Source organism: Roseateles sp. GW821-FHT09G03, assembly GCF_059416045.1.
The window spans coordinates 171,138-184,193 of sequence record NZ_JBWKOK010000006.1; the positions used below are offsets into that span (position 1 = coordinate 171,138).

6 protein-coding genes are annotated in these 13,056 nt (G+C 68.9%); 4 read left to right on the forward strand and 2 right to left on the reverse strand.

The window, feature by feature from the left end; all coding sequences use genetic code 11:
- Positions 1 to 13 precede the first annotated feature (13 nt).
- The 3 genes from AC07OZ_RS21590 (at position 14) to ylqF (ending at position 3,002) form a co-directional block, all read left to right on the forward strand.
- Complete coding sequence (locus AC07OZ_RS21590; protein WP_495469132.1) at positions 14 to 1,426, forward strand: multicopper oxidase family protein; 1,413 nt, start codon at positions 14 to 16, stop codon at positions 1,424 to 1,426.
- Positions 1,427 to 1,468: 42 nt separating this feature from the next.
- On the forward strand, positions 1,469 to 1,852 hold the full coding sequence (locus AC07OZ_RS21595) for a copper-binding protein (RefSeq protein ID WP_495469133.1): 384 nt from the start codon (positions 1,469 to 1,471) through the stop codon (positions 1,850 to 1,852).
- A 133-nt stretch (positions 1,853 to 1,985) separates the two neighbouring features.
- Positions 1,986 to 3,002: a ribosome biogenesis GTPase YlqF gene (ylqF, locus tag AC07OZ_RS21600; RefSeq protein WP_495469134.1), complete on the forward strand. Its 1,017-nt coding sequence runs from the start codon at positions 1,986 to 1,988 to the stop codon at positions 3,000 to 3,002.
- A gap of 124 nt (positions 3,003 to 3,126) precedes the next feature.
- On the opposite strand, the gene AC07OZ_RS21605 is transcribed toward ylqF, so the two are convergent.
- Positions 3,127 to 3,747: a trimeric intracellular cation channel family protein gene (locus tag AC07OZ_RS21605; RefSeq protein WP_495469135.1), complete on the reverse strand. Its 621-nt coding sequence runs from the start codon at positions 3,745 to 3,747 to the stop codon at positions 3,127 to 3,129.
- Between the two features lie 144 nt (positions 3,748 to 3,891).
- Between AC07OZ_RS21605 and htpG the strand changes: the two genes are divergently transcribed.
- Positions 3,892 to 5,784: a molecular chaperone HtpG gene (htpG, locus tag AC07OZ_RS21610; RefSeq protein WP_495469136.1), complete on the forward strand. Its 1,893-nt coding sequence runs from the start codon at positions 3,892 to 3,894 to the stop codon at positions 5,782 to 5,784.
- Positions 5,785 to 5,842: 58 nt separating this feature from the next.
- Here the strand turns inward: htpG and AC07OZ_RS21615 are convergent, their stop codons facing one another.
- Positions 5,843 to 12,979: a C80 family cysteine peptidase gene (locus AC07OZ_RS21615; RefSeq protein WP_495469137.1), complete on the reverse strand. Its 7,137-nt coding sequence runs from the start codon at positions 12,977 to 12,979 to the stop codon at positions 5,843 to 5,845.
- Positions 12,980 to 13,056 lie beyond the last annotated feature (77 nt).

The window sequence follows — 13,056 nt, forward strand, 5'->3', positions numbered from 1 at the left end:
AAAGGACTTTCCGATGATTTCCAGAAGAAACCTCTTCGCCCGCGCGGCAGCGGGTGCGGCGCTGGGTGCCGCCGGCGCGGTGAACGCGAGCGGCGTCTCGCGCGTCGCCATGGCTGCGTTGCCCGAACCTGCCCAGCGCGACAACGCCGACACGGCGCCGCCGCTGGCACCGCCGAACGGCCGCCCCTACAACCCCGTCGTCACGCTGAACGGCTGGACGCTGCCCTGGCGTCTGCGCGACGGCGTCAAGGAATTCCACCTGGTCGCCGAGCCCGTGTTGCGCGAACTCGCGCCCGGCACCACGGCGCACCTGTGGGGCTACAACGGCCAGTCGCCCGGTCCGACGATCGAGGTCGTCGAGGGCGACCGCGTCCGCATCTACGTCACCAACAAGCTGCCCGAACACACCAGCGTGCATTGGCACGGCCAGCGCCTGCCCAACGGCATGGACGGCGTGTCCGGCCTGACGCAGCCGGCGATCAAGCCGGGCGAGACCTTCGTCTACGAGTTCGTCGCGCGCCGCCCTGGCACTTTCATGTACCACCCGCACGCCGACGAGATGACGCAGATGGCGATGGGCATGATGGGCTTCTGGGTCACGCACCCGAAGGCCCGTCATCCGCAGATCGCCGAGGTGCAGCGCGACTTCTGCTTCCTGCTGTCGAGCTACGACATCGATCCCGGCAGCTACACGCCGCGCACGATGACGATGACCGACTTCAACCTGTGGACCTGGAACAGCCGGGTCTTCCCCGGCATAGCCCCGCTCAACGTGCGGCAGGGCGACCGGGTGCGGATCCGCGTCGGCAACCTGACGATGACCAACCACCCGATCCATCTGCACGGGCACGAGTTCGAGGTCACCGGCACCGACGGCGGTCCCGTGCCGAAGACGGCGCGCTGGCCGGAAGTCACGACCGACGTCGCGGTCGGCCAGATGCGGCAGATCGAGTTCCTCGCTGACGAGCCCGGCGACTGGGCGATCCACTGCCACAAGAGCCATCACACGATGAATGCGATGGGCCATGAGGTGGACACGCTGATCGGCGTCGACCACCGCGGCCTCGCGGCGCGCATCAACAAGGTCATCCCCGACTACATGGCGATGGGCGAGCGTGGCATGGCCGACATGGCCGAGATGGAGATGCCACTGCCCGAGAACACCGTGCCGATGATGACCGGACAGGGGCCGCACGGGTCGCTCGAGATGGGCGGCATGTTCAGCGTGATCAAGGTGCGCAAGGACCAGAAGCCCGGCGACTACAGCGATCCGGGCTGGTACGCCGCGCCGGCGGGCACGGTGGCCCGCTCCGTGGCTGCACCGGCTGGCGCGCCTGCTGCACCCGCTCCCTCTCCGAAGCCTGCCTCCGCCGCGGAGCCCCTGCGCGTCCGCAAGCCCGATGGGCACGGACATCAAGGGCATTGAGCCCGCCGCTTCCCTCATTCACGACTTCAGAAAATCAGCACCATGAACCGCATTCACACCCGCTTCGCCGCACTCGCCCTTGTCATGAGCGCCATCGCCTTGCCGGCTCGCGCGCAGGAGCATTCGCACGAGGGCCACGACCAGCAGGCGGCGACCGCCGATGCCGCAACGCCGTCCTCGCAGGACTGGATCCCGGCGGAGGTCCGCCGCGTCGATGCCGCGCAGCAGAAGCTCACGCTCAAGCACGGCGACATCCGCCACCTCGACATGCCCGGCATGACCATGCCGTTCAAGCTGGCGCCGGGCGTGGTGAGCGCCGCGCAGCTGTCCGCGATCAAGACCGGCGACCGGCTGGAGGTTCGCATCGAATCGAAGCAAGGCCAGTTGACCATCGTCGAACTGCGTCCCGCGCCCGCCTCGAACTGAGGGCATGCCGCCACTGGTTCGGGGACGGCAGTGCTTGAGGTTTTGGCGCTGGCCGCCAAGGCCTCATGCACTGGCGGCCAAGCGCTGAGACGACGCAGGTGGAAAGCCTCCCGGATCGCGGACAATCGCGCCCATGGCGATTCAATGGTTTCCCGGGCACATGCACAAGACCCGGGGCGCGATCCGCGAGCGCATGAAAAGCGGGATCGACGTGGTCATCGAGATGCTCGATGCCCGCGTGCCCGCGAGCAGTGCGAACCCGCTGATCGCGCAACTGACGCAGGGCCGGCCGGCCCTGAAGCTGCTCAACAAGCAGGACCTGGCCGATCCGGCCCGCACGGCGGAGTGGCTGGCGTACTACCGCGCGCAGCCTGACACGCAGGCCGTCGCGATCCACCAGGGTCAGCCCGGCCTGGCCAAGCTCATGGCGGCCGAGTGCCGCGCGCTGGCGCCCAATCGCGGCGGGCTGGACAAGCCGCTGCGCGTGCTGATCTGCGGCATCCCGAACGTCGGCAAGTCCACACTGATCAACACGCTCGTCGGCAAGCGTGCCGCCGCCACCGGCGACGAGCCCGGCATCACCAAGATCGAGCAGAAGATCCTGCTCGACAAGGGCGTCTACCTGTTCGATACCCCAGGCATGCTGTGGCCCAAGATCCGCGTGCCGGAGGCGGGCATCAACCTCGCTGCCAGCGGCGCGATCGGCCGCAATGCCTTCGAGGAGGAGGTCGTCGCGCTGGATCTGCTCGGCTACCTGCGCCGGTACTACCCGCAGTCGCTCAAGACCCGTTACCAACTCGAACCCGATGCTTCGCTGCTCGACGGCGAGGTGCTGCAACTGATCGGCAAACGCCGCGGCGCGGTGCTCTCCGGCGGTCGCATCAACATGCAGAAGGCTGCGGAGGTCCTGCTGTACGACCTGCGCCAGGGACAACTCGGGCGCATCACGCTGGAGACGCCGGCTGAATTCGACGAATGGTCCGCAGCCGCCGAAGCGGCCGAGGCCGCCCGGATCGCCGAGAAGGAAGCCCGCGCCGCCGACGCCAAGCGCGGCACCCGGGATGCGCAGCAGGCCTACGTCTCGGCCGACGACGAGGACGAAGACGACGAGGACGACAATGACGATGAGGACCTCGACCGCGAGGACTGAGCCGCGAGAGACCGAGCACGACGGCGGAAGCCGGGTGCCCCCTCGCTCATACGCTCGCAGGCTCCGCTAAATCGCTCGGGGGCACCCGGCTTCCGCCGTCCGGAACGGTTCTCCGGTGCGCGGGTCAGGGATGCACTTGCAGCATCTGCAGCGCCGGAAGCTGCCAGCCGAAGTAGAGCGCCGCCAGGCGCAGCGCGGCGACACCCACCATGCCCGTGACGAAGGCCCAGCGCATCGGGACGCCCATCGCCTTCAGCAGGAAGTACAGCGCGATGCCGCCGATCGCGGCCGTCGCGTAGATGTCCTTGCGCAGCAGCAGGGGCGCCTGGCCGCTGAGCACGTCCCGCAGCACGCCGCCGCCGCACGCCGTCAGCGTGCCCATCAGCAGCGCGGGCATCGGCTTCACGCCATGTTCCTCGGCGATCTCGGTGCCGCAGAGCGCGAACAGCGCCAACCCCAACGCGTCGGCGACCCTCAGGATGCCGATGGCGTGTTCGGGGAAGGGACCGGCCAGGAGCGCCGCCAGCGCGCTGGCGATGATCACGAGCAGGTAGCGCGTGTCCTTCATCCAGAACACCGGGTGCCGGTTCAGCAGCAGATCCCGCAGCGTGCCGCCGCCGACCGCGGTCATCGCGGCGATGACCAGCAGGCCGAACAGGTCCAGTCCCGCCTGCATCGCGGCCAGCGCGCCACTGACGGCAAACACCGCCACGCCCAACAAGTCGAACCAGTAGATCATCGGCATAGGGCGCGGAGTTTAGAGGCGCGCGCCGTCCCTTGAAATCGGGCCCGCCCGGACTCATCTATCGCCGCGATAATCCAGGCCCCATCGGGGCTTGCCCCTTCCGCGCCCCTTGGGCATCCCTTCGCATCACCGCTCTCACGAACGATGGACAAGCAAACCCATTCCTTCCAGGCCGAAGTCAAGCAGATCCTGCATCTGGTGACGCACTCGCTCTACTCGAACAAGGAAATCTTCCTGCGCGAGCTGGTCAGCAACGCCTCCGACGCCTGCGACAAGCTGCGCTTCGAAGCGCTGGATCACCCGCAGCTGTTCGAGGACCAGCCGACCCTTGAAGTCCGCGTCTCCTTCGACACCGAGGCCCGCACCGTCACCATCAGCGACACCGGCATCGGCCTGTCAGCAGAGGAGGCGATCGCCCACCTCGGCACGATCGCCAAGAGCGGCACCCGCGAGTTCATGGCCAAGCTCGAAGGCGAGCAGAAGAAGGATGCGAACCTGATCGGCCAGTTCGGCGTCGGTTTCTATTCCGGCTTCATCGTGGCGGACCGCATCACGGTCGAATCGCGCCGCGCCGGCCTGCCAGCCGACCAGGGCGTGCGCTGGTCCTCCGAAGGCACCGGCGACTTCGAGGTCGAGACCATCACCAAGCCCGGCCGCGGCACCGACGTCATCCTGCATCTGCGCGAGGGCGAGGAGGAGTTCCTCAAGACCTGGCGCCTGAAGTCGACGATCGCGAAGTACTCGGACCACATCTCGCTGCCCATCCTGATGCGCAAGGAAGAGTGGGACGCAGACAACGCAACCCAGGTGCTGAAGGACGAGTGGGAGCCGGTGAACAAGGCCTCCGCGCTGTGGACGCGCTCCAAGAGCGACATCACGCAGGCCGAGTACGACGCCTTCTACCAGCAGATCAGCTACGACACGGAAGCGCCGCTGGCCTTCACCCACAACCGCGTCGAGGGCCGCAGCGAGTACACGCAGCTGCTCTACATCCCGGCCAAGGCACCCTTCGACCTGTGGAACCGCGACAAGCGCGGCGGCGTGAAGCTGTACGTCAAGCGCGTGTTCATCATGGACGACGCCGAGGCGCTGATGCCGGTCTACCTGCGCTTCGTGAAGGGCGTGATCGATTCGGCCGATCTGCCGCTGAACGTCAGCCGCGAACTGCTGCAGGAAAGCCGCGACGTGAAGGCGATCCGCGAAGGCTCGACCAAGCGCGTGCTGTCGATGCTGGAGTCGCTGGCCAACAGCGAGGACGCCGGCGAGCGCGACAAGTACGCGCGCTTCTGGACCGACTTCGGCCAGGTGCTGAAGGAAGGCGTCGGCGAGGACCACGCCAACCAGGAACGTCTGGTCAAGCTGCTGCGCTTCGCGTCGACGCACGCGGACGAGAACGTCTCGTTCGCCGACTACGTGTCGCGGATGAAGGAAGGCCAGGAGGCCATCTTCTACATCACCGCCGACAGCCTGGGCGCCGCGAAGAACAGCCCGCAGCTCGAGATCTTCCGCAAGAAGGGCATCGAGGTGCTGCTGCTGACCGAGCGCGTCGACGAGTGGATGCTGTCGCACCTGCACGAGTTCGAGGGCAAGGGTCTGCAGTCGGTCGCCAAGGGCGCCGTCGACCTCGGCCAGCTCCAGGACGAGGAAGAGAAGAAGAAGGCCGAGGAAGCCGCCGAGCAGTTCAAGCCGGTGCTGGACCGCTTGAAGACCGCGCTGGAAGGCCGGGCCAAGGACGTCCGCGTGACCACGCGGCTGGTGGATTCGCCGGCCTGCATCGTGGTCGAGGAGCACGACATCAGCGGTCACCTGGCCCGCATGCTGAAGCAGGCCGGGCAGACCGCGCCGGCCTCGCAGCCGACGCTGGAGATCAACCCCGACCACGCCCTGGTGAAGAAGCTGGGCGCGATCGAGGGCGATGACGCGCGCTTCGGCGATCTGGCACAGGTGCTGTTCGACCAGGCGTTGCTGGCCGAAGGCGGCGTGCTGGAGGATCCGGCCGCCTACGTGAGGCGTGTCAACGCGCTGCTGCTGGGCTGAGCCGCAGCCGGGCCTGATCGATACGCCCGCCGATCCTCGCCCGGGGGCGCCCGCGCCGTCAGGACATCGATGCGGCCGTGGCGAAGGTCGCGGCCGCAGAGCGGCACGGCGATGACTGCCAGGTCAGCGTCAGGCCCGGGGGGCCATCGGTTGGCCCCTCGCTGCCCGCCATCGCGTCGATGAACTGCGCCGCCTTCAGCCCCCAGGAGAAGGGGGCCGTGGCGGGTGATGTGTCCGCAGGCAGCATGTCCTGGCCTTGACGCTGAGCGCCCCTGTCGGCCTCGTTCGCCGCGTCAGGCGCTCGCTGCAGCAGCGACGCCTCCTCGGCCGACGATGGATCTCTCGTCAGCGACCATCGCTGCGGGGCGGTCCGCGAAGCATCGGCCATGAGCGTCGCGACCGAGGGTGGCAGCGCCGCCATGCGCCACGCATCCGATGCGATCGGATACCGCAGCAGCGCGACGGGATCGTCCTCGGGGCCAGCGCGGACCCCCGTGGCGTCGGGAGCCGCGATGTCTGGCAGTCGGATGCGGTCCCAGCGAGCGACATCGCTGACCAGCAGGTCGTTGTCATCGTGGGTCGTTTCCACCTGGCCGCCGCGCACGGTCAGCAGAGGACTTGCCAGCCTGAGCGACGCGGCCGGCCATGCCAGACAGCGGGTCTCGCCTTGGCCGGTGATGCGGGTGGACGGATCGGGCTGCCACGCGTCATCGACGGGATCGTCCGATGTGGCCGTGAGCGCCTGGCGGATCCGGATCAGTTGGCCGTTGTGGGGCCGATGGATCAGGAGATCGCTGCCCTGGTAGAACGCCTCGTCGCTGTCGGGCACCAGGTCGTCCAGGTCGATGCGGCGCGGTGCGCCGTCGAGCTCCTCCAGGATCACGATTTCCGCCGCGCCCAGCGCGGCGGCGCCGTCCAGGTCGATGGGGCGTCCGTTGCCCTGGATCAGCACCAGCGCAGGCGTTGTCCGACCCGCGAGGAACTGGTTCCTGAAGGCTTGGAAGTCGGCGTCGTCGTTCAAGCGGAACGGCGTGGTGTCGCCGTCATCCAGGCCGATGTAGAGCCTGCCGCCTTCCTCGAAACCGAAGTGCGTCCGCCCCTGGCTCGTCGCTTCGACGCCCAGGTCGTCGAGCTGGAAGGCCGCATAGCCCTCGCGCGACCAGGCGGGAGAGAGCTGCTTCAGCCACCATTCGATCAGCCCGCGGGAAAAGGTCTGCGGTCGAGCGGGATCGGCGTCGGCTTCGGCGTGCACGCGCAAGTCCGTGCCCAACGCCTTGGCGCTGCCGACATCCGCCCAGTACAGGTTGTTCCTTGAAAGCGAGGAGGCGTCCGGAAGCTGATGGAAGCCCGGATCGGGCCTCAGCATCAGCATGTAGCGAGGGTCATCGATGTTGCTGTCGATCAGGAACAGGTCGCCCGGACGTCCCGCGGTCGTCCTGAGGCTCCTGATGTCCGCGGCGTCAGGCACCAGCCGCTGCAGGGCCAGCAACAGCTGACGATTCAACAGCGTGTCCTCGGCCAGCGGCGCATGCGGCGCCTGCGCGCGCTCCATCTCATCGCGCACACGGATCAGCCGATCGCGCAGGGCGGTGGCTGCCGCTTCACGCAGGCAGGCCTCGATGGGACTTCTGGGCTCGGCGTGACGCGCATACCAGGCATCCAGCGGCAGGCCCTGGACGCCGGCCTGCGCCTGCCAGAGCCTGAACGTCGCCGGCTCGATCTCCCACCCGTCCGCGCGTTGCACGATGCGGCCCAGCGCCGAGCCGGCGAAGGGCTCGGCGTCGGCATCGATCGAGCCGTTCGGTCCGGGCGACGGATCTCGCACGGTCAGGCCTGCGCGCCGGATCCGGTCCAGCAGCGTCTGGGGCAGCCCTCCCATCCTGCCGTTTGCACGCGGCGTGCCGGGCTGACGGGCCCACGCCGCGAGCGCCTGCTGCAGCGGGCTGTCGACCAGACCTTCCGGTCCCGCGGTCGCAAGCGCATGCGCGGACCGGTCGTCGCGCGCCAACTGGTCGGTGAGGTCTTGGATGAACAGCCGCAGGCTGGGCGGCAGGACGTCGTAGAAATCGCGGGGACCGTCCCGGTCGGTGCTGCGCGACTCGGGCGCCAGGGAGTACGCGTCGATCCGGATGTCCACGCCGGCATCGCGCAACTGATGGACCAGCGCCGAGGACTCGGACGGCGTCTCCCCCAGCCTGATCCACTGCGATCCCTTGCCCTTGGCGGCCAGATGCCGGTCGAGCAGGCGCTGCAGGCGATCCACCAGTCCCTGCAGATGGAGGCGCTGCGGTATGGACAGGCGCGGCAGGTCCGGGAGCAGGTCGGCGGGCGTCGTCCCCGTGGACAGATAGGCCTGCGCATGGTTGAGGATGAGCCATTGCTTCACCAGCGCGATGTCTGCCGTGGACAGCGCCTGCACGCCAGGATCGCGCAGCGCGGAAACCGTGACACCGGCCAGCGACAGGGCACGGGTCAGCGTGGGATCGCTGGTCAGGCTCACCATGGGCGCGCCGACCGCCGACTGCTCGAGCCGATCCACCCTTTCCCAGAACGCCAGAAAACTGGCACCGCCGGACGGGCGGAGCGTGGCCGAGGTGCGATCGGAGAATTCGATCGCGACCACGGGCTGTGCGGGACCGCCGTCGGGACCGGTGAGTGCCGCCCCGGCTGCGAGGTGTTCGTTCAGGAAAGCGGTCAGGCGTTCGGGCGTCCACTTCGGATGCGCCCGGAGCCATCGCAACAGGGCCTGTTCTCCGGCGTCGGTGAGCATCACGGGCTCGCGGGTGAATTGCCCGATGTCCTCCTGGAAGGTGTAGGTGATCGGCTGCAGATGATGACCCCCGTCGTACCGGACCACGGGACGTCCTTCGAGATCGAGGCTGACCTCACCGCCGCGCAGTTGATAGCGGGCCCAGTCGCCCTGGCCCAGCTGGTCGCCCGGTCGGAAGAGCATCAGATGCCGCTTGCTGTGGAGCACGGCCCCGCCGGAGACCGGGTCCATCAAGCCTGACAGCGCCTCGCCGTCTTCCAGCGAACTGGACAGATGGATCTGCCGGTGGAGGTGCTCCTGGGCCAGGGGCAGGAACAGCGTGTCGGGTCGGACCTCCGCCGATGGCGCCAACGCGACCAGCGCGTTCCTCAGCGCCGCCGCGGGACGCAGTGCGCTGGACCACGCCGGCAATGCCAGCAGCAGCGACGCCCGCCGGTGCTCGAGATCCAGCAGGACCCGCACGTCGGGAACGAGCGGATCGGCCAGCTGGACGACCGCCTCGTTCAGGGCCTCGAACCACAGTTCCTGACCGCCGATGCGGACCCCCGTCAGGTCGCCCTCGAGGAAGTCGACGGACTGGCCGCCATGGGTCAATCCGCCCTTGCGCATGAGAGTCCAGACGTCCCGTCCCTGTCTCGCGGGGAGGATGCGCACTGGGTTGCGCACGGTGCCATCCGGCGGCAATGCCAGCGTGTACCGGCCGCCGCCGCCGATCAACCGCACATGGACCAGCGATTGATCCAGCGGCAGGATGGCGCGGGCGTCCTGGTCGTCGAAGACGAACCGGCTGGTTTCGGCGCCGGACGCGGCCGGGAGCGCCAGCACGCGGACCTGGTCGTCGAGGACGACCTCCAGCAGGGTGCTCTTGTACCGGTAGCGCCACAGGTCCGCCGACTTGGCGAAGCTGCTGGAGGTCACGTAGTCGCCGACGAAACGCGCATCGCTGTTCACCTGCATCCGCTCGATCAGCTCGTCATGCAGCAGCGAGAAATCGCCGCCGGCCCGCGAGGAGGAGTACCCGTCGTGGTGGATCTCGACGTTGGGCGAGGTCATGAGCACCAGCACCAGGCGCGGATCCCGCAAGGGCCGGGCCAGCGGGACGCGGGGAGTGGTCGCCCGGTCGGCGGTGCGCATCAGCGTCCAGAGGTCCATGTCCAGGCCGTCACGCGCATACGCCGCTTGACGGTCGGAGCCGTCGGCCACCCACCAGTCGTGCAGTCGCCTGCTGCCGGCCTGCCAGTACAGCTGGCTGGCATGCAGCGCCGAGGCGCCCATCGAGGCATCGGCGAAGACGACTTCGCCCTGGCGGAAATCGATGCGCTTCATCGGCGCCCAGCCATGGGCCAGCAGCACCTCGCTCCTGTGCGACGGGCCGGCCGGGACGCGCCGCAGCGGTTCGATGTATCCCCGGTTGATCTGGCGCAGCGGCTGGAGGTTGCGGTCGACCCGTGCCATGGCGCCGGTGACGGCCCGGTTGAGTTCCATGATGCCGTAGCCCAGTCCCGTGACCGGCACCAGGGCGCAATCGGCGGCCGCGGCCAGCAGCGACGCGCCCAGCAGATCCGCGACCGCGGCCGCCCCCGCCAGCAGCAGGCCCTCGGCATCGATGACCAGCCTGGCGGTGGCGCGCGAGACCTCGGTGCTGCTGCCGAAGTTGAGCGCCTGGAACAGGTCGTTCAAATCGGCCGCCAGGACGCCGACCTGCGCCGCGCCGCTCATGGCCGACAACGCCTTGGACAGCCGGTTGCTCGCGGACACCAGGGTGTCCACCGGAATCCTCTGGGGTTGGATCATGGCCGCCCGGACATCGGCGACCATCGCCGCGATGTCGGCGCCCGCCTGGAACCCTTGCTGGCTGACGCCGAGGTACCAGAGCGCGCCCTGATAGCGCAGGCCGTCGGGAGCGCTCGTGGACAGGTCTCTCAGCGAGAGCGCCAGCATGCCGACGTTGAGCAGGTCCGGGCTGCCATATCCGGTCGTCGCGGTGTCGCCGCGTGTCTCGAGGTTGGACAGCCCCTCCTGGACCACGGCGATGCCGGCACGCAGCGCCTGACGATCGGCAGGCGCGGTGACGGTGCGATTCACCGTGGCGCCCGTCGGCAGGTCGAGGTAGGTCATTGCCAGATGACCCTCGGCGACCTCGTCGATCCGGGGCAGCATCACCATGCCCGTCGGGCGATGCTGGTCCACCACCTCCTTGAACCGCCGGCGGATCTGGAAGCTGTCCTCGATCCTGGCGCGCGCGAACGCGTGGAACCGCTCGGTCGTGCCCTCGTCCTCGACACCTTCCAGGACGGCGCAGCAGGCGGCAAGCGCCGGTTCCCCCGCGCCGCCATCGGGATACTTGTCGCGGATCCGGGTCGCGCCGGTGTCAGGGTCGGACCAGTACACCCAGGTCTTCCCCGCGGCGCGGCGCACGGCCGGTGCCTGGGGATGGGGCCTCGTTCCCTTGCGCAGGCGTCGGCGACCGTAGTCCAGCAGCACCGTGTCCGTGTAGACCGTGGTCTCCATGCCGGGACGTCCCAGCGCCTGGGCCGTGGCTTCGCGTGTGAACTCGCGTCCGAAACTGCGAAGCGTGGCCGGCGTCTCCAGCGAACAGCTGAGCAGATCGACGCTGAAGATCTTCGGGAGCGGGCGGCCCGGGGTCTCGAGCCTCGTCATGAGCCCTTTCAGCTCTCCGGCCAGTTCAGCGGCGGAGCGGCCGCTGAGCAGCCGTTCCTTCGTGATCCACGAGGTGTGTCCGTGACCGTTCACGATCAGCTTCACGCGTGCATCCGGTTCGGCGTTCGTCAGCAAGGACTGTCCCCGCACCACCTTGTAGCGGCCGCCCGGATGGAGTTGCACCCAGACGAGTTCTTGCGGATGGATGCGGCTGAGCGTCGCCCCCGCGGCGTGGATCGCGGCGTCGTCCTCCATCTGCACGAACACGCGCAGCATCGGGCTGCGGGCGTCCGGCGCCGTGTCGGCGGGCAGGCGCGAGGTGTAGGTGCCGGTGGTGGCGCTCCAGGCCGACAGGTCGGGCACGCGCGCGCCGCGGAAGGCGGGCTCGCCGAAGATGTGGCGGACCACGGCGGTGCCATGAGCCTGGAACTCCCAACGGCCGCCGTCGCTGCGCTTGACCACGGGCATGCGTCCGACGCGGAACTCGTCCGCGGTCAACGTGGCTTCGGGCGGCAGGCGCTCATGGCGGAAGGGCAGCGTATCCCCGAACAGGGCGACGCAGAAGGCGTCCACGAGCTCCAGGTCCAGGTTCTGCGCGCGGATCTCCGCCGGACCTGCCGACAGTGAGAGTGACGGGAGATGGAGTTGGAATCGCGGCTCCCCGGGGCCGTCGATGCCGGTGAACGACACGCGCCCGGCCTGACGGTCCAGGGTCTGCTCAAGATCGGGCGCGAGCGTGTGGAACAAGGGCAGCGGCACGCGGTCGGAGGCCGGCAGGAGCGGGACCGGCGGGTCGCTGAGGAGATCCGCGCCGTTGGGTATCGTTTCCGGAATCAGCAGCTTCAGCAGCGCGGACTCCTGACGGGTGACGAACAGGCCGGGCGCGACGCGAGTCCAGGAAGCGGAGTCGTCCGGCGTGCTGGACAGGAAATGCAGCGGGCCCATCATGTCCAGGTTGGACAAGGTCCGCAGCGGGCGCCAGAGTTTGCGCAGCGTGCTGACATGGCCCCGCGCCAGGGTACCGTCGGTTCCGACCGCCCTGGCCAGATGGTCCAGATCGACCAGGAACGGCACGCCGGCGCTTCCCGAATAAAGGGCGGCGGCTGTCAGCCGTGCCACGGCGATGCGCTCCGCCACGGTCTCGGGCAGCGCGTCGCCCGCGGCTCGCCGGACCAGACTGTCCACCACCAGCAGTCCCTCGGCCAGGAGTGCGCTCGCGCGATGCACCGGGATCTGCTCGCGAAGCAGCAGGGGCGAGGCGCCGTCCAGGTTCTGCGCGCTGACGTCGCCGATCGTCCACGTGCGAAGCGTCGCGTCGAGCCGGAGGTCCTGTGGCTCGAGGATGGCCTTCGCGAGCGTGTCTCGCGGGCCTCCGTTGCCCAGCAATCCTGCGTAGGCGCCGTCCAGCACCGCACTCACCAGTCGCTCCGACAAGGTCTGGAGGAACAGCCGTTCCGCGGGCCGGATGCGGGCATCGCGCAGTTGGCCGGTCAGGTGGGCGAGCACCTCGTTCCGCAGCGCGTCGCGCCTGTCCGCCAGCAAGGGGGCGGTATCCGCCACGCCGTCGTGCACCGCGTGCTCGACGGTCGACAGGATGACATGCAGGCGACCCTCCTCGGCGTGGACGGCCGGACGTGCGAGAGGGCTGAGCAGGACCTGTTCAAGGGAGATCGCCGGCCTGGTGCGGCGGGGTGTCGACCCCGCCGGCGTCAGGACCGGCGGCAGTTCGGGCAGCGGGATCTGCAGATGCGGCGAGGACGGCATGGCGAACGCTCCTGGGCGATGAGGCGTGGCCTCAGTCGTTCGGGGCCATCCGCCGCTTCCAGGACATCGAGTCCCTC

What these genes read in the sequence shown, in the direction of transcription:
- AC07OZ_RS21590 (WP_495469132.1), top strand. Translation starts at nt 14, where the DNA reads ATGATTTCCAGAAGAAACCTCTTCGCCCGCGCGGCAGCGGGTGCGGCG.
- AC07OZ_RS21595 (WP_495469133.1), top strand. Translation starts at nt 1,469, where the DNA reads ATGAACCGCATTCACACCCGCTTCGCCGCACTCGCCCTTGTCATGAGC.
- ylqF (WP_495469134.1), top strand. Translation starts at nt 1,986, where the DNA reads ATGGCGATTCAATGGTTTCCCGGGCACATGCACAAGACCCGGGGCGCG.
- AC07OZ_RS21605 (WP_495469135.1), bottom strand. Translation starts at nt 3,747, where the DNA reads ATGCCGATGATCTACTGGTTCGACTTGTTGGGCGTGGCGGTGTTTGCC.
- htpG (WP_495469136.1), top strand. Translation starts at nt 3,892, where the DNA reads ATGGACAAGCAAACCCATTCCTTCCAGGCCGAAGTCAAGCAGATCCTG.
- AC07OZ_RS21615 (WP_495469137.1), bottom strand. Translation starts at nt 12,979, where the DNA reads ATGCCGTCCTCGCCGCATCTGCAGATCCCGCTGCCCGAACTGCCGCCG.